This window comes from Ewingella americana ATCC 33852 (genome assembly GCF_000735345.1).
GTDB lineage: Bacteria > Pseudomonadota > Gammaproteobacteria > Enterobacterales > Enterobacteriaceae > Ewingella > Ewingella americana.
Window position 1 is genome coordinate 36,133 of the sequence record NZ_JMPJ01000069.1, and the last position, 19,183, is coordinate 55,315.

The 19,183-nt window shown below is 55.5% G+C and carries 17 protein-coding genes; 10 read left to right on the plus strand and 7 right to left on the minus strand.

Annotated elements, in window-relative coordinates:
- Positions 1-494 precede the first annotated feature (494 nt).
- The 4 genes from hemY to hemC are packed head-to-tail and all read right to left on the minus strand — an operon-like array spanning position 495 to position 4,577.
- Positions 495-1,691, minus strand: a complete 1,197-nt coding sequence (hemY, locus tag GEAM_RS19095; RefSeq protein WP_034794773.1) for a protoheme IX biogenesis protein HemY — start codon at positions 1,689-1,691, stop codon at positions 495-497.
- A gap of 3 nt (positions 1,692-1,694) precedes the next feature.
- Complete coding sequence (gene hemX / locus GEAM_RS19100) at positions 1,695-2,876, minus strand: uroporphyrinogen-III C-methyltransferase (RefSeq protein ID WP_034794775.1); 1,182 nt, start codon at positions 2,874-2,876, stop codon at positions 1,695-1,697.
- A gap of 22 nt (positions 2,877-2,898) precedes the next feature.
- On the minus strand, positions 2,899-3,639 hold the full coding sequence (hemD, locus tag GEAM_RS19105; RefSeq protein ID WP_034794778.1) for a uroporphyrinogen-III synthase: 741 nt from the start codon (positions 3,637-3,639) through the stop codon (positions 2,899-2,901).
- Positions 3,636-4,577, minus strand: a complete 942-nt coding sequence (gene hemC, locus GEAM_RS19110; protein ID WP_034794781.1) for a hydroxymethylbilane synthase — start codon at positions 4,575-4,577, stop codon at positions 3,636-3,638. The genes hemD and hemC overlap by 4 nt, the downstream gene beginning before the upstream one ends.
- A 374-nt stretch (positions 4,578-4,951) precedes the next feature.
- Here hemC and GEAM_RS19115 point away from each other — a divergent pair, with 374 nt between their 5' ends.
- The 7 genes from GEAM_RS19115 to uvrD all read left to right on the plus strand — a co-directional run bounded on the left by GEAM_RS19115 (position 4,952) and on the right by uvrD (position 13,347).
- Complete coding sequence (locus GEAM_RS19115) at positions 4,952-7,510, plus strand: class I adenylate cyclase (protein ID WP_034794784.1); 2,559 nt, start codon at positions 4,952-4,954, stop codon at positions 7,508-7,510.
- Between the two features lie 136 nt (positions 7,511-7,646).
- Positions 7,647-7,850: an LPS translocon maturation chaperone LptM gene (gene lptM, locus GEAM_RS19120; protein ID WP_034794786.1), complete on the plus strand. Its 204-nt coding sequence runs from the start codon at positions 7,647-7,649 to the stop codon at positions 7,848-7,850.
- Between the two features lie 102 nt (positions 7,851-7,952).
- Positions 7,953-8,777: a diaminopimelate epimerase gene (gene dapF / locus GEAM_RS19125; RefSeq protein ID WP_034794790.1), complete on the plus strand. Its 825-nt coding sequence runs from the start codon at positions 7,953-7,955 to the stop codon at positions 8,775-8,777.
- The gene (locus GEAM_RS19130) at positions 8,774-9,478 is read left to right on the plus strand and encodes a DUF484 domain-containing protein (protein WP_034794793.1); all 705 of its coding nucleotides are present in this window, start codon (positions 8,774-8,776) and stop codon (positions 9,476-9,478) included. The genes dapF and GEAM_RS19130 overlap by 4 nt, the downstream gene beginning before the upstream one ends.
- Positions 9,475-10,389: a tyrosine recombinase XerC gene (gene xerC / locus GEAM_RS19135; RefSeq protein WP_034794797.1), complete on the plus strand. Its 915-nt coding sequence runs from the start codon at positions 9,475-9,477 to the stop codon at positions 10,387-10,389. The genes GEAM_RS19130 and xerC overlap by 4 nt, the downstream gene beginning before the upstream one ends.
- Positions 10,389-11,105, plus strand: a complete 717-nt coding sequence (gene yigB / locus GEAM_RS19140) for a 5-amino-6-(5-phospho-D-ribitylamino)uracil phosphatase YigB (protein WP_034794800.1) — start codon at positions 10,389-10,391, stop codon at positions 11,103-11,105. The genes xerC and yigB overlap by 1 nt, the downstream gene beginning before the upstream one ends.
- A 79-nt stretch (positions 11,106-11,184) precedes the next feature.
- Positions 11,185-13,347: a DNA helicase II gene (gene uvrD, locus GEAM_RS19145; RefSeq protein ID WP_034794802.1), complete on the plus strand. Its 2,163-nt coding sequence runs from the start codon at positions 11,185-11,187 to the stop codon at positions 13,345-13,347.
- Between the two features lie 200 nt (positions 13,348-13,547).
- On the opposite strand, the gene GEAM_RS19150 is transcribed toward uvrD, so the two are convergent.
- On the minus strand, positions 13,548-14,024 hold the full coding sequence (locus GEAM_RS19150; RefSeq protein WP_034794804.1) for a WbuC family cupin fold metalloprotein: 477 nt from the start codon (positions 14,022-14,024) through the stop codon (positions 13,548-13,550).
- Between the two features lie 429 nt (positions 14,025-14,453).
- On the opposite strand from GEAM_RS19150, the gene corA reads away from it, so the two are divergent.
- Together corA and GEAM_RS19160 are read left to right on the plus strand one after the other, a co-directional pair.
- Positions 14,454-15,410: a magnesium/cobalt transporter CorA gene (corA, locus tag GEAM_RS19155; RefSeq protein ID WP_034794805.1), complete on the plus strand. Its 957-nt coding sequence runs from the start codon at positions 14,454-14,456 to the stop codon at positions 15,408-15,410.
- A gap of 144 nt (positions 15,411-15,554) precedes the next feature.
- Positions 15,555-16,616: an AbrB family transcriptional regulator gene (locus tag GEAM_RS19160; RefSeq protein ID WP_034794966.1), complete on the plus strand. Its 1,062-nt coding sequence runs from the start codon at positions 15,555-15,557 to the stop codon at positions 16,614-16,616.
- On the opposite strand, the gene rarD is transcribed toward GEAM_RS19160, so the two are convergent.
- Together rarD and GEAM_RS19170 are read right to left on the minus strand one after the other, a co-directional pair.
- Positions 16,605-17,492 (minus strand): EamA family transporter RarD, encoded by an 888-nt coding sequence (gene rarD, locus GEAM_RS19165; protein ID WP_034794807.1) that lies wholly within the window; start codon positions 17,490-17,492, stop codon positions 16,605-16,607. The genes GEAM_RS19160 and rarD overlap by 12 nt on opposite strands.
- Positions 17,493-17,573: 81 nt before the next feature.
- Positions 17,574-18,053, minus strand: coding sequence for a thioesterase family protein (locus GEAM_RS19170; RefSeq protein WP_034794809.1), 480 nt, complete (start codon positions 18,051-18,053; stop codon positions 17,574-17,576).
- Between the two features lie 247 nt (positions 18,054-18,300).
- Here GEAM_RS19170 and pldA point away from each other — a divergent pair, with 247 nt between their 5' ends.
- The gene (pldA, locus tag GEAM_RS19175) at positions 18,301-19,179 is read left to right on the plus strand and encodes a phospholipase A (RefSeq protein ID WP_034794811.1); all 879 of its coding nucleotides are present in this window, start codon (positions 18,301-18,303) and stop codon (positions 19,177-19,179) included.
- Positions 19,180-19,183: the final 4 nt, after the last annotated feature.

Below are 19,183 nucleotides of genomic sequence, written 5' to 3' on the forward strand. Positions count from 1 at the left end.
GGAAGTTCAGCGCGCAAAGGCGTGAGAAAATTCATCTCTTATAAATTCATTTAAAATCAAAAAGATAAATATATATTGAGTCAATTGGAGATGATTTTTAGAATTGTGGCACGCTATCTGCAATAATTACTGCGTAGATGCTCATTCCACCTCCTATGTTTGCCTTAGGGCTTCATAAAACTGGGAATGACGCAGAGCCACTTTATAGTGCCTATTGTCTATCTGACCGATAAGCGCCTCTCATCAGGCATTTATCAACCAGCAGGCAAATCGTTGAGTGAGGCACTCCCCTGTTGTCTTAGACCTGATTGTTTTATGCACTTGCCACTCGGCAAGTGTTTTTTTTTGCCTAAATCCCCGTCATCCTTCAAGCCGCAGATGCGTTGGCTGCATTCCCTTACCCGAATCACTGGTAACTTATATCTTGTTGATAGCAACAAAAAAGGCCCCCGAAGGAGCCTTTTTGAGATACGTATTTCTAGCAGATTGAAGCTTTACTGCTCTTGCGAGTTGTTCAGTGTCAGCATCAAGCCTTTGTGGCGCATTTCTGCGGCCTCTGCTGGTTTGTGGAGCTTATCCAGAGCATCCGCCAGCCATGCGTAGTCGTAGGCGTCCGGGCGCTGTTTGAGTGCTTCACGGAAGGATTCCGCAGCCTGCGCCCACTCGCCGTGTTTCATCAATAATTGCCCCAGCGTGCTGCTCAGCAGCGCGGTAGAGCCATTTTGCTTGATGATTTGGCGCAGCGCCTTCTCCAACTGCTCCGGATTGCCTGAACGCAGTTTCGGCATCATGGCGACCAGACGTTCATCATATTGGCGCTTGATGCCATCCAGAATCACTTCCTGCGCGAGGTCCTGATCGTTGCATTCAATCAGATGCGCAGCCATGGCGACCTGCAAAGCAACTTCGTGGCGAGTTTTACGATTCTGGTCTTTCCACCAGCGTTTCAGCCCGTCACTGCCTTCTTCAGCCATGATTTGATTCATCAAGCCGATATAGGCCTGCTCTTGCAGCACGCGCAGCTCTTCGTCGTCATGCACGCCCGCTTTTGCCATCGACGGCAAAATCTCCAGCAATGAGGCGTAGGCCCCGGTGCGCAGATAGGCTTGCTCGGCCAGACGCAGAATCTCCGGGTGGCGCGGTGACTGGCCAATCAGGCGATCAACACCGTGGCGCGCCGCGTGGATCTCTCCCTGCGCCAGTTGAATGCGCACGCGGGTGATGTCCACCGGCATCTGGTCGATATCGGCGATTTCAGCCGCGCGTTCCAGATACTGATTAGTGCGAATGTCATCGCCACGCTGCTGCGCTGCTTCTGCCGCCAGCAGGTAGTTCACCACCGGCTGATCGGCATGGTCCGCATTGCGCGCCAGCAGTTTCTCCATCTGACGATGGTCGCCTTCCGCCAGTTTTAACATGGCAGCCTGCGTCTGCTTACGCGCCTTAGAGCTTTTACGCCCGGCGAACCAGCCGCGGGTGCGCGCGCCGGTGCGGAACACGCGGCGCAGGATCCATTCAATGAAGAACAGAACCAGCATCAGCACCACGAACATGATAACCAAGCCGGTAACGCTGGTTTCAACGTTGTAGTTGTCAGTCTGGATCAGCACATAACCCTGATGCCCTGCGAGCATCGGGCCGACCACAATCCCGGCGATGATAATGAGGAATAACACTAAGACCTTTAGCATGCGTTATCCCCCCTGAGTAGAGGCTGCGGGCTGCTGAAGCAGATTACGCACCCGAGTTTGCATCAGTTTTTCCAGCATCGGCTGGCTTTTCAGCTGCTCCGGGACATCCATCGAAATAGACTGCTGGCTCAGGTTATCCACATCTTCAAGGAAAGCTTTGGTCGCTGGGTCGCTGGTATCGAAGTAGGCACGAACCCAGGTGGAAACAGATTCAAGAGACTGTTTGTAGATCTCATCCTGATGGCGCGGCACGGCCTGTGCGGCAATCAGCAGCTTGGAGCGAATGTTCTCACGCAGATAGACATCTTGATTCGGCGCCAGCAGAGGCTCTGCACTGCTATCGCGACGGCGAATAGTGATGAAATCTGACATGAAGTTATGCCAGCTCTTGGTGAGGTTTTGACGCCATTCGCTGAGGGAGCTGGACAGGCTGGTGCCGTCGTCGTCCATCGGCGCTTCGTCACTGTCGTTATCGGCCAGACGCAGGTTATCTACCTGATTAGTCAGCTGATTAGTCTTCAGAATGATGCCGTCGAAGTCGACCTGAGTCACCGCCGACAGGCTCGACACATCCTCATTCAGTGCGCGACGCACCTCAATCAGGCTTGGGTCGTTCATGTCGGCCAGACTGGCGTCGGCGCTTTTCAGCAGCGCGGCCGCGGTAGTGACGTCTTGGTCGCTCCACAGCTTGCGACCGGCCAGTTTCACCAAGAAGTCGGCCTGGGCCAGCAGCCAAGTTTTGGCATCGCTACCGGAAATGCTGGCGACTTTGTCCTGCAATTCATTAAGCTGGCGGCTGAAAGAGGCTTCCTGACGCTCGCTGGTCTGCTGCGATTTGTCTTGTTGGCTGAGCAGGTCGGCAATTTGCTGCTTGTCCTGCTGCTGGGTTTTCTGCAAGGCAATAAGTTGGTCTTGTAACTCATCAACTGCCGCCGTTTGCTTCAGTCCCTGAGTGTGTCCGTGATAGTAAAGACCCGCCCCTAAGGCAATCACCAATACGATGGCGATAGCACCCAGAACTGGCGCAGTGCGTTGTTTTTTACGCAAAGCATTCAGCTGCTCATTTTGCTGATCTAACTGAATATCTTGTGGTTTTTCACGGCGATCAACATCTGGCTGTTGGGGGCTCTCAGCCGCAGGGGTGATCATGTCATCCTGTGCGGAAGGATTTTTTTGTTCCGTCATCTTGGCACATCCCTTAGTCAGGTTATTTTAATGCACGAATTAGCGCATCATTATCTGCGTTTTCGGCGACCCGAATATCCTGCCAGCCAAATTGGCGGGCGAGGGTCGCCAAGCGTTCACTGACCACTATCAGGCTACAGCGCAGTAACCAAGATTGGCGATAGTAATCAGGAACTAACGTATAAAGTTGTTCTAACATTTCTCCACTGGTGACCACCAGCGTATTGATACCGGCGCGCTGCCAGCTCGAGCTTTGCTCGCTGCCATCATAATGAATCTGGCTACGCTGGTAGCACTCACAGTATGTCACTTCGACGCCGCGTTCCCGCAGCGTTTCAGCCAACAGTTCACGCCCACCATTACCGCGCAAAATCAGCGCTTTTTTGCCTGCCAGATGTTGTAAGTCGGGCAGGTTGAGCAGCACTTCGCTGGTTTCGCCATCGTGAGGATAGATAACCGGCAGGCTACTCACGCGATGGAAAAGCAGGCCGGTGGTGCGGCCAATGGCGTAATAATTGACGTGCTCAGGCCATGACTGATTTGCCTGCTGCAAAGCACGTTCCGCGTACTTAACAACATGCTGGGAAAGCACAAACACCAAGTCATGCTGGTTTAAAGAGGATAGCAGGTTCGGCAGAACCGCGAGCTCCCTTCCCGGCGCAAATTCAATCAAAGGGGAGTGATAGGCAACCCGACCAAGCGTTCTTAGTCTACTGACCAACAGTTCTCCCGAGGGAGAGGGGCGGGTTACCAATATACTCATTTTGGTGGGTTACCTTGGTAGACTTCTTGCAGGATCTCACGGGCACCCTTGGCCAGCAGCTCTTCGGCCAAGTCAACGCCCATACGCTCGGCATCTGCCGTGTTTCCACGGCGTTCGCCACGCACCATTTGGCTGCCATCGGGTGCGCCAACCAAGGCGCGAAGCCAGATTTGGTCGCCGTCGATTTCAGCATAGCTGCCAATCGGCACCTGACACCCACCTTCAAGGCGCGTATTCATGGCGCGTTCGGCCAGCACGCGCAGTGTGGTTTCGCGGTGTGCCAGCGGAGCAAGCAGGGCGCGGGTTTCGCTGTCATCAAGACGGCATTCGATCCCCACAGCCCCTTGGCCCACGGCCGGCAAGCACTCTTCCGGCGTCAGCGCGGTGCGCACACGGTCTTGCAAATTGAGGCGATTCAGGCCAGCGACGGCGAGAATAATCGCGTCGTAGTCGCCGTTATCGAGCTTCGCCAGACGGGTGCCGACGTTGCCGCGTAAATCGCGAATCACTAGATCAGGGCGCTGTTCGCGCAGCTGGCACTGACGGCGCAGGCTCGAAGTACCCACGACGCTGCCTTCTGGCAGGTCGGCGAGGCTGGCGTAATGGTTGGAGACGAAGGCGTCACGCGGGTCATCGCGCTCGCAAATCGTCACCAGACCTAAGCCTTCCGGGAATTCCACCGGAACGTCTTTCATTGAGTGAACCGCGATATCCGCGCGGCCGTCGAGCATGGCTAATTCCAGCTCTTTGACGAACAGACCTTTACCGCCCACCTTGGCCAGCGGGGTGTCTAAAATGATGTCGCCTTTGGTGACCATCGGAACCAGTTCGACCTGCAAACCGGGATGACAAGCCATTAATTGCTTCTGAACGTACTGTGCCTGCCACAGAGCCAGCGGGCTCTGTCGGGTGGCAATTCGAATGATTTTGTCTAACATGCTTGTTACCGTTTTACTATTTCGCTGACCATCCTACCACCGACAGAGGAAAGCTGTCAGCGTAAGAAGCCATCGCGAGCATCCATCGCTTTGTGACGATAATTTGCAAACGGGCAGTAAATTGCATGATTTTGTTAAAAGGTAATAAAGGAAAGAAAGCAGCACAAAAGGGAATTGTTACGCAGGTGTTAAAGAAGTAAAATGCATAGTAGCAGAAGAATAATTGTGGTGCGTTACTTCCTTTACGGTCAATCGGCAAGGTGTTAAATTGATCACGTTTCCAGCATTTATCCGTCAACTAATTCTGCTTTTCGACAAATGACGGCTTTGGAACGGGGTTATTTCGAGACACTGGAAAATCAGGCGAAAAAGTCTTGTACTTGTATATCGAGACATTGAAGCAGAGATTGGATGCGATCAACCAACTTCGCGTAGATCGCGCCTTAGCGGCCATGGGGCCGGCTTTCCAACAGGTCTACAGTCTTCTGCCAGTTTTACTACATCACCATCATCCTTTGATGCCGGGATACCTTGAGGGCAAGGTTCCTCACGGCGTCTGCATCTTCACGCCTGATGATACCCAAAACGACTACCTTGCCGATCTTCAAGAGAAATGGGGCAGCCCGCTTGATGAGATGGCCAAAGGTGAACTGCCGATCACCGGCGTTTACTCCATGGGTAGCACCTCTTCTATTGGTCAAAGCCACAACTCGGACTTAGATATCTGGGTGTGCCACCAATCCTGGCTCGACAACGAAGAACGCAACCGCCTGCAGGAAAAATGCAGCCTGCTGGAGAAATGGGCCGCGTCGCTGGGCGTGGAGCTGAGCTTCTTCCTGATCGACGAAAACCGCTTCCGCCACAATGAAAGTGGCAGCCTTGGCGGCGAAGACTGTGGTTCGACCCAGCACATTTTACTGCTCGATGAATTCTACCGTACTGCCGTGCGTCTGGCCGGGAAACGTATTCTGTGGAATATGGTGCCGGGCGAGGAAGAGGGGCATTACGACGAGTACGTCCTGTCGCTGTATGCGCAGGGCGCGCTGACACCAAACGAATGGCTGGATCTCGGCGGTCTGAGCACGCTGTCTGCCGAAGAGTATTTCGGTGCCAGCCTGTGGCAGCTGTATAAGAGTATCGACTCGCCTTACAAAGCGGTGCTGAAAACCCTGCTGCTGGAAGCCTATTCGTGGGAGTACCCGAATACCCAGCTGTTGGCGATGGACATCAAACAGCGCCTGCATCAGGGCGAAATCGTCTGTTTCGGCCTCGACTCTTACTGCATGATGCTCGACCGCGTAACCCGCTACCTCACTCAGATTGAAGACACCACTCGCCTCGATTTAGTCCGCCGCTGCTTCTACTTAAAAGTGTGCGAAAAGCTGTCGCGCTCCCGCGCTTCGGTGGGCTGGCGTCGCGAAATCCTGACCCAACTGGTCAGCGAGTGGGGCTGGAGCGAAGAGCGTCTAGCGATTCTGGATAACCGGGCGAACTGGAAAATCGAGCGCGTCCGCGAGGCGCACAACGAGTTGCTGGACGCCATGATGCAGAGCTACCGTAACCTGATTCGTTTCGCGCGCCGCAACAACTTAAGCGTCAGTGCCAGCCCGCAGGATATCGGCGTGCTGACCCGTAAGTTGTACGCCGCGTTTGAAGCCCTGCCGGGCAAGGTGACGCTGGTTAACCCGCAGATCTCCCCTGACTTATCAGAAAGCGACCTGACCTTCATCCACGTGCCGATTGGCCGGGCGAACCGCGCGGGTTGGTATCTGTATAACCAGTCGCCGTCGATGGAGTCCATCGTCAGCCATCAGCCGCTGGAATATAACCGCTATCTGAACAAGCTGGTGGCTTGGGCCTACTTCAACGGCCTGCTGACACCAACCACGCGCCTGCATATCAAGAGTGGCAACCTGTGCGATATCGCCAAGCTGCGTGAACTGGTGGCCGACGTGGCGCACCATTTCCCGCTGCGTTTGCCGGCTCCGACGCCAAAAGCGCTCTATAGCCCGTGTGAAATCCGCCATCTGGCGATTATCGTGAATCTCGAGCATGACCCGACCGCGGCCTTCCGCAATCAGGTGGTGCATTTCGACTTCCGCAAGCTGGACGTCTTCAGCTTCGGCCAGCAACAGCAGTGTCTGGTGGGCAGTATTGACCTGCTTTACCGTAACTCGTGGAACGAAGTGCGTACTCTGCATTTCAGCGGCGAGCAGGCTGTGTTGGAAGCGCTGAAAACTATTCTGGGCAAAATGCATCAGGACGCCGCGCCGCCGGAATCGGTGGAAGTGTTCTGCTACAGCCAGCATCTGCGCGGTTTGATTCGCACCCGTATTCAGCAGCTGGTGTCCGAGTGCATCGAGCTGCGCCTGTCGAGCAAACGCCTCGAGCCGGGCCGCTTCAAAGCCGTGCGCGTGGCCGGGCAGACGTGGGGATTATTCTTCGAACGCCTGAGCGTGTCGGTGCAGAAGCTGGAAAATGCCATTGAGTTCTACGGCGCAATTTCCAACAACAAACTGCACGGCCTGTCAGTCAAAGTGCAGACCGACCAAGCGCATCTTCCGGCGGTGATTGATGGCTATGCCAGCGAAGGCATCATCCAGTTCTTCTTTGAAGAGGGGAATGATGAGGTGGGTTTCAACATCTATATACTGGATGAAGCCAACCGCGTTGAGGTTTACCACCACTGTGAAGGCAGTAAAGAGGATTTGGTGCGTGACGTGAGCCGCTTCTACTCGTCATCCCACGACCGCTTTACCTATGGTTCGAGCTTTATCAATTTCAACTTGCCGCAGTTCTACCAGATTGTTTCGCTTGATGACCGCACGCAGGTGATCCCGTTCCGCAGCAACCCGCTGTCCCATCTTTGCGCCACCGTGGGCGACAACGCGCCTGAATCGGCAAAAGTACCGCAGCGCTTCCAGCTTCATTAATCTCTCCCATTGGAGATAGGCTTTCTTCGCACCAAACGACTAAAACCTGCGGCCTGAAATCGTCATTCCTATTGCTTTTCATGATCCACCTGCGATTATAGAGAGCTTGGTCGCATGAATTACAGGCATTCATAAAATGAAAAACGCTTTACGCTGGTCTTTGGCCGCGACATTACTCTTTTCGCTCTCTGGCTGTGGACTCAAAGGTCCACTCTATTTCCCGCCAGCCGATGGCTCGACGACCAATAAAAATGGTCAGGTTAAAGGCACGCCGGGCGATGGTTCTTCGCAAGAAAATGGCGTTTCACCAGAAAAGCTCGGTACCAAAACGCGCGACTAACTGAGTGAACATATTGCGCTTCCGGTAAGATTTTTACCGGAAAACACAGTAGATTAAGGGATCATTGCGACTGGATTTGACCAGCGGTAAGCGGAGTAAAATATGCAGTTCTCCAAAATGCACGGCCTGGGCAACGACTTTATGGTCGTCGATGCCGTCACTCAAAATGTTTATTTCTCTCCAGAATTGATCCGTCGTCTGTCCGATCGTTTTCGCGGCGTTGGTTTTGACCAACTGCTGGTGGTTGAGCCACCTTACGATCCCGAGTTAGATTTCCATTACCGTATTTTCAATGCGGATGGCAGCGAAGTTGCCCAGTGTGGCAACGGCGCGCGTTGCTTTGCCCGCTTTGTTCGCATTAAAGGCTTAACCAATAAACGTGATATTCGCGTCAGTACGCAAACCGGTCGCATGGTATTAACCGTCACCGAGGACGAACTGGTACAAGTGAATATGGGCGAGCCGATTTTTGAGCCTCAGCAAGTGCCGTTCCGCGCGCCGAAGCAGGAAAAGACCTATATTCTTCGTGCTGAAGAACATACGGTGTTCTGCGGCGTAGTCTCGATGGGTAACCCGCACTGTGTGTTGCAGGTCGAAGATGTCACCACGGCAAGCGTTGAACTGCTGGGTCCGCTGCTGGAAAGCCACGAGCGTTTCCCTGAGCGCGTTAACGTCGGCTTTATGCAAGTAGTTGATCGTAACTCGGTCAAACTGCGCGTGTATGAGCGCGGCGCTGGCGAAACGCAGGCTTGTGGTAGCGGTGCCTGTGCGGCGGTTGCCGTCGGCATTCAACAGGGCATACTTGCGGAAGAAGTTCAGGTGGAACTGCCGGGAGGCAGCCTCGAAATTCGCTGGAAAGGGCCGGGTCATCCGCTTTATATGACCGGGCCAGCCACCCACGTATACGACGGATTTATTCATCTATGAACAATCTTGACGACCAGTTAGACGCCGCCATCGAGCTAGACGATGAAAGCGTGATGCAGTATTTGCTACAAAACCCCGACTTCTTTATCCGTAACGCGCGCAGCGTCGAGCAGATGCACGTGCCACATCCGGTTAAAGGCAGCGTTTCCTTAGTGGAATGGCAGTTGGGGCGTCAGCGTCATCACATCAGCCAACTGGAAGAAGAGATCACCTTATTAATGGAACAGGCTTCGGTGAACGAAGCCTTGTTCGGGCGTTTAATCGAGCTTCAGGCCACCCTCGCGGCGGCCACCAGTCTGCAAGATATGCTCAACCGGCTGCAACGCTGGGCGCGCGGGCTGGGCCTCGCCGGTGCGAACGTGCGCCTGTTTAGCGAAAGCTGGCGCATTGGCGCGCCGTCTGACTTCACCCATTTAGCGCTCAGCCGCAGCGCGTTTGAATCTCTGCGTATTCAACGCCTTGGCGACACCCACCACTTCCTCGGTAGCCTGAATGGCCCCGAGCTGCTGCTGGTACTGCCGCAGGCGAAAGCCGTGGGCTCGGTTGCGCTCTCTCTGATGGGCGAGCAGGGCGAGTTGGGTATGCTGATTTTCAGCAGCCGCGACCCGCAACATTATCAGTCGGGGATGGGCACCGTGATGCTCAACCAGTTAGCGCGAATGCTGCCGGGCTTGCTGGAACGCTGGATAGAACGGGCATGAGCCAGCAAACTGACTCGCCGCTGAATACCGCAGTCGAGGCTTTTTTGCGTTATCTGCGGGTTGAGCGCCAGCTCAGTCCCCTCACTTCAACCAGCTACGGACGCCAGCTCGAAACGCTGGTGGCCATGGCCTCTGAAATCAATATCGCCAACTGGCAGCAGTTGGACGCCCCTAAAGTCCGCATGTTATTGGCCCGCAGTAAACGCGCCGGGCTTGGCGCCGCCAGTTTGGCTCTGCGCATGTCGGCGCTGCGCAGCTTCCTCGACTGGTTAGTGTTTCAAGGCGTGTTGCCTGCCAACCCGGCGAAAGGCATTGCCACGCCGCGCGCGCCTAAGCACCTGCCAAAAAACATCGATGTCGATGAAGTGAACAAACTGCTGGATATCGACCTCAACGACCCGCTGTCGGTGCGTGACCGCGCCATGCTGGAAGTGATGTACGGCGCGGGGCTGCGTCTGTCTGAAATGGTGGGCATCAATACGCGCCATCTGGATTTGGCCTCGGGCGAAGTGTGGGTGGTGGGTAAAGGCAGCAAAGAGCGCAAAGTGCCGATGGGCCGCACGGCGGTGACTTGGCTGGAGCACTGGCTGGAGCTGCGCGACCTGTTTGGGCCGGAAGACGACGCCTTATTCCTGTCGAGCCAAGGCAAGCGTATCTCGGCGCGCAACGTGCAAAAGCGTTTTGCCGAGTGGGGCGTCAAGCAGGGGGTGAACAGCCATATTCACCCGCACAAGCTGCGCCACTCCTTTGCGACCCACGTTCTGGAGTCGAGTGGGGATCTGCGCGCCGTGCAGGAGCTGCTGGGCCACGCGAATCTATCGACTACCCAAATCTATACCCATCTCGACTTTCAACATCTGGCGTCGGTGTACGATGCCGCACATCCACGCGCTAAACGAGGAAAAACCTGATGAAGTTTTACCGTCCGCTTAACCGGATTGAGGCGATCAGCTTCGATTTAGACGATACGCTTTATGACAACTATCCGGTTATCCGTCGCACCGATGTCGAAACATTGAAATTTATTCAGGGCTACCATCCGGCGCTGGCCAATCTTCAAGGCGAGTTTATCCGCGAAGTGCGCGCCGAGCTGCTGGAGCAAGACGCCGAGATTTATCACGACGTCACCGAGTGGCGGCGTCAGGCGGTATTTCACGTCATGCAGCGTTCTGGTTTGACGGAAAACGAGGCCAGCGAAGGTTCTTTCGCAGCGATGAAAAACTTCGCCCACTGGCGCAGCAAGATAACCGTTCCGCAGGAAAACCACGACGCGCTGGCGGCGTTAGCCAAACGCTGGCCGCTGGTGGCCATCACCAATGGCAATGCCGACCCGGAAGCCTGTGGCCTGTCGCAGTATTTCCAATTTACCCTGCGCGGTGGCCCGGACGGGCGTGCCAAGCCTTACGTCGACATGTATCAGACGGCGTCTGATAAGCTCGGCATCCCCCTCGAGCAGTTCCTGCACGTCGGCGATGATCTGACCACCGATGTCGCCGGTTCAGTCAGCTGCGGCATGCAAGCTTGCTGGATAAACCTGCGCGAAGGCAATCTGATGCACGTCAAAGATGCCCGTCTATTACCTCACATTGAGATTTCGCAGTTGGCATCGCTGACAGCATTGCTATAATCCCCGTCATTCTCTGTATAAATTCACAGTAGAAAAGCGTCCTTCGTGGATGCTTTTCTCTTCCAGACCTACGGTGCCTATGGACGTTTCTGACCTGCTCGACAGCTTAAATGAAAAACAACGTGAAGCCGTGGCCGCGCCGCGCAGCAATCTGTTGGTGCTGGCGGGAGCGGGCAGCGGCAAGACGCGCGTGCTGGTACACCGCATTGCTTGGCTTCTGTCGGTAGAGAACTGCTCGCCTTACTCCATTATGGCGGTGACCTTTACTAACAAAGCGGCGGCGGAGATGCGCCATCGTATCGATCAGCTGATCGGCACCAGTCAGGGCGGCATGTGGATCGGCACTTTCCACGGGTTGGCGCACCGCCTGCTGCGCGCTCACCATCTGGACGCCAATCTGCCGCAGGACTTCCAGATCCTCGACAGCGATGACCAGCTGCGTTTGCTGAAACGCATCGTTAAAGCATTGAATATCGACGACAAACAGTGGCCGCCGCGTCAGGCGATGTGGTACATCAACGCCAAAAAAGACGAAGGTCTGCGCCCGCAGCACGTCGAGACTTACAACAATCCGGTGGAAGCCACTTGGTTGCGTATCTATCAGGCGTATCAAGAAGCCTGTGACCGCGCCGGGCTGGTGGACTTCGCCGAGCTGCTGCTGCGCGCCCACGAGCTGTGGCTCAACAAGCCGCACATTCTTCAGCACTACCGCGAACGCTTTACCAACCTGATGGTGGACGAGTTTCAGGACACCAACGGCATTCAATATGCCTGGATCCGCCTGCTGGCGGGCAATAACAACAATGTGATGATCGTTGGCGATGATGACCAGTCAATCTACGGCTGGCGCGGCGCGCAGGTCGAAAACATTCAGCGTTTCCTGAAAGATTTCCCTAACGCGCACACCATCCGCCTTGAGCAGAACTATCGCTCCACCAGCAACATTTTGACCGCGGCCAACACCCTGATTGCCAACAACAGCGGGCGAATGGGTAAAAACCTGTGGACCGAAGACCCAGAAGGCGAGCCGATTTCTCTCTACTGCGCCTTTAACGAGCTGGATGAAGCGCGTTTCGTGGTCAACCGTATCAAGACGTGGCAGGACAATGGCGGCGCGCTGAAAGATTGCGCCATCCTCTATCGCAGCAACGCCCAGTCGCGCGTGCTGGAAGAAGCTTTACTGCAAATGGCGATGCCTTACCGCATCTACGGCGGGCAGCGATTCTTCGAGCGTCAGGAAATCAAAGACGCCTTGGCCTATCTGCGCCTGATGGCCAACCGCAATGACGACGCCGCCTTCGAGCGCGTGGTCAACACGCCGACGCGCGGCATTGGCGATCGCACGCTGGACGTGGTGCGCCAGACCGCCCGTGACCGTCAGCTGACCATGTGGCAATCCACCCGCGTGCTGCTGCAAGAGAAAGTGTTGGCGGGTCGCGCCGCTGCGTCATTACAGCGTTTCTGCGAGCTGGTTGACGCGCTGGCGCATGAGACCGCCGACATGCCGCTGCACGTGCAGACTGACCGCGTGATTAAGGATTCCGGCCTGTTCATGATGTATGAGCAGGAGAAGGGCGAGAAAGGTCAGGCGCGCATCGAAAACCTTGAGGAACTGGTGACGGCGACGCGCCAGTTCAGCTATCAGGATGAAGATCAGGACTTGATGCCGCTGCAGGCATTCCTCTCCCACGCCGCGCTGGAAGCCGGTGAAGGGCAGGCGGATGCCAATCAGGACGCCGCGCAGCTGATGACGCTGCACTCGGCGAAAGGGCTGGAGTTCCCGCAGGTGTTTATCGTCGGCATGGAAGAGGGCATGTTCCCGAGCCAGATGTCGCTCGACGAGGGCGGCCGTCTGGAAGAAGAGCGCCGTCTGGCCTATGTCGGCGTAACCCGCGCTATGCAAAAGCTGACGCTGACTTATGCCGAAACGCGCCGTCTGTACGGCAAAGAGGTGTTCCACCGGCCTTCGCGCTTTGTGGGTGAACTGCCAGAAAACTGCGTCGAGGAAGTCCGCCTGCGCGCCAGCGTGTCGCGCCCGGTCAGCCATAAACGCATGGGAACCCCAGTCAGCACCAGCGATACCGGCTTCAAACTCGGCCAGCGCGTGATGCATCCGAAATTCGGTGAAGGCACCATCGTCAACATGGAAGGTAGCGGCGAGCACAGCCGTTTGCAGGTCGCGTTCCCCGGAGAAGGGATCAAGTGGCTGGTTGCGGCCTACGCGAGACTAGAAGCAGTTTGATTTTTTGCTCGGCAAAACCCCACACCCCATCCCAGCCTTCCCCTCCTGAAAGGGGAAGGAGCAAAACCACCCTATGTTAGATAGGTTTTGGGTTTATCCCTCCCCTTTCAGGAGGGGAGGTTAGGAGGGGTGTGGGGTTAAATTAAAACACCCAACCGAACTCAACCTTGCTGCGCCGTTAACGCTTACTCTGTCGCAGACTAGACAGCAAACACATCACCAATTTCGGCATTCGCATACCACTCCAGCGTGGCTTTGACGCGCTCGTCGCCTTCTGGCGCGGAGCCCGGCAGGTAATCTTCTTCGGTGACCGGCTGATAGGCGCCGTGCTTCACTTCAAAAATCACGCCGCCTTCATCCAGAGACAGGACGCTGTGCCACGTGTTGGCGGGGATCTCCAGCAGGCGAGTGTCGCCGCCGAGCCACAGGCGGTCGGTGACTTTGCCTGATTGGTCATAGGTCAACACCAAGAAACGGCCACGCAGCGGGGTCAACAGCTCCCACGTGTGCGGGTGGCGGTGGACGCGCACGTAAGTGCCCGGCTCCATGGCGATAGCCAGACGCTGAACATCGTCTTCCGGTGCAGGATGAATGTTAAGGTTCTGACGCAGGCGCGGCGAGTTGGTCGCCTTGGTGATCAAGTCACACATCGTGTCTTGGCTAATCTGTTTAATCATCGGAATTCCTGTACCGCGAGTGGCGGTGAAGCACAAAAAAGAGTTGCCTGAGTGTAGCCAAAAAGCGGGCGGCGTATAAGCCTGTGAAGGAGGTTAGGGCGCTGAGAATATTATGCCTAAATGTTGCAAAATTCGTTTTGTTCTTTGTTGACACTGTTTTTCTTCTCGGCGTAACATGCGCGCACTAATATCAATGAGGAACTGCGCCTTGGACACACCCAGTAGATACTGGCTCGATAACCTGTTCTTAAGGTACCACTTCTAAGGCTATCCTCAATGCTGATAGCCTTAGTGGTTGTCGGCGACCCCCGTCTGTCGCTGTGAGTCGGATCTGAATTTGGTCTGAAACGTACTGGTGACTTTCTACCCCCGTATTTTTCTGTGCTTCAACGCGTTGTCCACACCTGTCACCTTAGGGAGAACGGACACATGCTGAGTGCTTTTAAGTTAGAAAACAGCCGCTTATCCCGTTTGGAACTGGAAGAGGGCGAACCAGACGACCTGAAAACGTCGTTGTGGGTTGACCTGATTGAACCCGATGAGCAAGAGCGTGAGCGCGTTCAATGTGAGCTAGGCCAAAGCCTGGCGACTCGTCCAGAGCTGGACGATATCGAAGCATCGGCCCGTTTCTTCGAAGATGAAGACGGCCTGCATATTCACTCCTTTTTCTATTTCGAAGATGCTGAAGACCACGCGGGCAACAGCACCGTGGCGTTTACCATCCGCGAAGGGCGTCTCTACACCCTGCGTGAGCGTGAACTGCCCGCGTTTCGCCTGTACCGCATGCGCGCCAGAAACCAAAAGCTGGGCGACGGCAATGCCTATGAGCTGCTGCTGGACCTGTTCGAAACCAAAATCGAACAGCTGGCGGATGAAATCGAAAATATCTACAGCGATCTGGAAAAGCTCAGTCGCGTCATCATGGAAGGGCATCAGGGCGACGAATACGACGCCGCGCTCTCTACCTTGGCGGAGCTGGAAGACGTTGGCTGGAAGGTTCGCCTCTGTCTGATGGATACCCAGCGCGCCCTGAACTTCTTGGTGCGCAAGGCCCGTCTGCCAGCAGGTCAGCTGGAGCAGGCGCGTGAAGTGTTACGTGATATCGAATCCCTGCTGCCGCATAACGAATCCCTGTTCCAGAAGGTGAACTTCCTGATGCAGGCGGCGATGGGCTTTATCAACATTGAGCAGAACCGCATCATCAAAATCTTCTCGGTGGTATCGGTGGTGTTCCTGCCGCCAACGCTGGTGGCATCAAGCTACGGGATGAACTTCGAGTTCATGCCGGAGTTGAAGTGGAGCTTCGGCTATCCGGGGGCCATCAGCTTGATGATTCTGGCCGGGCTCGCGCCTTACCTGTACTTCAAACGTAAAAACTGGCTCTAAGTTTTTATCAGCCAGCCTCTCGGGGCTGGCGGTTTACTTCCTCGCGTTAAATCCCCGCTTTCCCACAGATGTTCTAATTCTGTTAACAGTTTTTATGCTAAAACTATGCCTCCGCTTTCGCAGATGTAGATTCAAACCATGTTGATGGAAAAGATTGCTCCTTGGGGCCAGTGGACATTGCTGGTGGTCTCCTCGCTGATCCTTGGCTTTATTTTTCAGGCTTTCCACGTGCCTGCCGCCCTACTGCTCGGGCCGATGATTATCGGCGTTCTGATGGGCTTGCTGGGGGCTACGGTGCGAATTGCGCCGATCTTCTTCAAAATCGCGCAAGGCATTCTGGGCTGTATGATTGCCCAAAGCCTCTCTCCTTCGATTCTTCCTCCGCTACTTAATGACTGGCCGATGGTGCTGCTGGTGCTGATCTCCACACTGATGGCTAGCGGGCTGTCGGGCTGGCTGCTGGTGAAATTCAGCAATCTGCCGGGGCCGACGGGGGCGTGGGGCTCATCGCCGGGCGGGGCCAGCGCGATGGTTGCCATGGCGGGAGATTTCGGCGCAGACGTGCGTCTAGTGGCTTTCATGCAATATCTGCGCGTGCTGTTTGTCGCCACCGCTGCGGCCTTTGTGGCGCGCATGAGTTTGGGTGATAGCGCCTCTGCCGCGGCCGCCGTGGTGTGGTTCCCGCCGATTGACTGGCGCTTTGGCGTGACGCTGCTGCTGGCGCTGGCGGGTGTCTGGCTGGGGCCGCGCTTGCGTATTCCCTCCGGCGCGCTGTTGCTCCCAGCCTTCGTCGGCGCGGTCTTGCACTCAACCGACACCATGACCTTGCAAGTGCCTGAATGGCTGCTGGCGATTGCTTACACGCTGATTGGCTGGAGCGTCGGTCTGCGCTTCACCCGTCCGATTTTCAAACTGGCGTTACGCACGCTGCCGCAGATGATTGCTTCGATTATTGGCTTGATGGTGCTCTGCGGCGCGATGGCGTGGCTGCTGACCAAAGTGCTGCACGTGGATATGCTGACGGCCTATCTGGCAACCAGCCCCGGCGGGCTGGACACCGTGGCGATTATCGCGGCGGGGAGTAATGTGAACTTAGGCTTTGTGATGGCCATGCAGACCTTGCGCCTGCTGACCATCATTGTGACCGGCCCGGCGATGGCGAGGTTTATCTCGCGCAGCGCCAAGCCTGCTTCCTCAGCGTCTTAACTGACGCTGGGTGTAGAGGGCGTCGGCGATGAAACACGCCAGCCCGGCCCAGATAAAGCCGAAGGTGATCATCATCGAAGTGGTGACCTGCTCACCGTAGAAGATCGCCAGCAGGAACATCAACGTAGGGGCAAGGTATTGGAAAAAGCCCAGCGTTGAGAGCTTCAGGCGGGTGGTGGCCGCGGTGAAGAACAGCAGCGGAATGGTGGTAATGATGCCTGCGGAGATAAGCATCAGGTTCAGCGACCACGGGTTGGCCGTCAGGTGGCTGGTCGCGCTGTCTGCTAGCAGGAATAGGTAAACCGCCGCCACCGGCAGCAGCCAAAGCGTTTCAATCAGCATGCCGGTTTGCGCGTCCACGCCCATCTTCTTACGCAGCAGGCCGTAGAAGGCGAAAGTCATCGACAGCGCCAGACCAATCACCGGCACCGAGCCAAACACCCACACCTGAATCAGCACCCCAATCAGGGCCAGCAACACCGCCACCCACTGCATTCTTCGGAATCGCTCTCGCAAAAATAGCATGCCAAGCACCACATTCACCAAGGGGTTGATAAAGTAGCCGAGGCTCGCTTCCAGCAGGTGATTGTTGTTGATGGCCCAGATATAAATCAGCCAGTTACTGCCGATTAACACCGCGGTGGCCAGCAGCAGTAACAGGGTTTTCGGCTTCTTCGCCACGCGGCAGACGTCACCCCAGCTGCGGCTCAGAGAGAGCAGGGCCAGCATAAAGAAGAACGACCAGATAACCCGGTGAGTCAAGATCTCCGGCGGCGGGACTTGATGGATTAACTTGAAGTAGACCGGGGCGATCCCCCAGATGAAATAAGCGACGAAGGCGAAAATAATGCCCTGTCGGGTGCGCTGTGCGTCCATGTGCATGCTCGAAACGAAAGTGAGGCGACAAGTGTAACTGAATCTTGCCGCCGCAGGTTTAGGATATGTTCAGGCTGTGAGTTAGCCGACCAGATAGGTGGCGTTGGCGGTGGCGATGTGAACGCCGCTGTCGCTGTGCAAATCAACGCGCGCGACCGAGACTTTGTTGCCCGCGCGAATAAGCTTGGCGCTGGCGGTAAACACCTCGCCACGGCCCGGACGCAGGTAGTCGACGCGCAGGTCAATCGTGCCCATTTTGGACAGGCGCTGGCGCATTTCGCCTTCCAACAGCGGGTGGTCTGGCTTATCGCGGCGAATCAGGGAGCTGGTCACGCACACCAATCCGGCGGCCACGTCCAGCACCGAGGCAATCACGCCGCCGTGGAGGATTTTTTGCGCGGCGTTGCCGACTAAACGCGTCTGATTGGTGAAGGTCAGCTCGGCGCTGTCCCCGTCAAGATGTTTAAGCTCAAGGCCCAGCTCGCGGTTAAACGGCATATCGTAAACGAAAATTTCGCCAATAAGCTGGCGAGCAGCCTCGTGGCTGAGTGATGCGGACATGACAATTTCCTGAAGGGTGTCGCGGTGAATACCGGGGTAAATGTTAGCTGATTGTAGATTTTAGGTCTTGGTATCATTGATTTCCACGCCCTAAGTGCTAAATCTAATCAATCCTCAGCCATTGTAAATTTTTGTGTAGAATGGCTTCGCCTTCTGGGGCCGGGGTTTTTGTCATCCGGCGAGTCGGCGAGAAACAACTTATAAAATTAAAGCCGTTTACCGGCACCTACTTTTGAGTGGAGACATAATGCGTAAAAATTGGGCTGTTGGGGCAACCTTGATGGTGATGCCGGCTTTAGGCTATGCGGCAGAAGCGACGATTCAGGAAGTGCATGATAAACCTAGCGTTCGTGGCAGCGTTATCGCCAACTTACTGCAAGAGCATGACAACCCTTTTACGCTTTATCCTTACGACACCAACTATTTGGTTTACACCGACACCAGCAGCATCAATAAAGACGCCATTAAGTCTTATGACTGGGCAGACAATGCGCGCCATGACGAAGTCGAGTTCCAACTTAGCCTTGGTTTCCCGATTTGGCGCGGTATCGCCGGGGATAACTCCTTGCTCGGCGCGTCTTACACGCAGAAATCTTTCTGGCAGCTTTCCAACCGTGCTGAATCTTCACCTTTCCGCGAAACCAACTATGAGCCGCAAATCTTCATCGCCTGGGCGACGGATTATCAGTTTATGGGCTGGACCCTGCGCGAAGCCGAGTATGGTGTAAACCATGATTCCAACGGCCGCTCTGACCCGACTTCCCGCAGCTGGAACCGTGTTTATGCTCGCTGGATGGCGCAAAACGGCAACTGGCAGTTAGATCTCAAGCCTTGGTATCGCATTCCAGAAAGTGACAAAAACGATGACAACCCGGACATCACCAAATACATGGGTTATTACCGCCTGAAAGTGGGCTACGCGCTGGGCGAAAGCGTCATCAGCGTAGAGAGCCGCTATAACTGGAACACCGGCTACGGCGGCGCGGACGTGGGCGTGAGCTACCCAATCACCAAGCACATGCGCTTCTACACCAAAGTCTTCAGCGGCTACGGCGAGTCATTGATTGATTACAACTACAAGCAGACTCGCGTCGGTGTTGGTATTATGCTGAACGACATTATGTAATTTA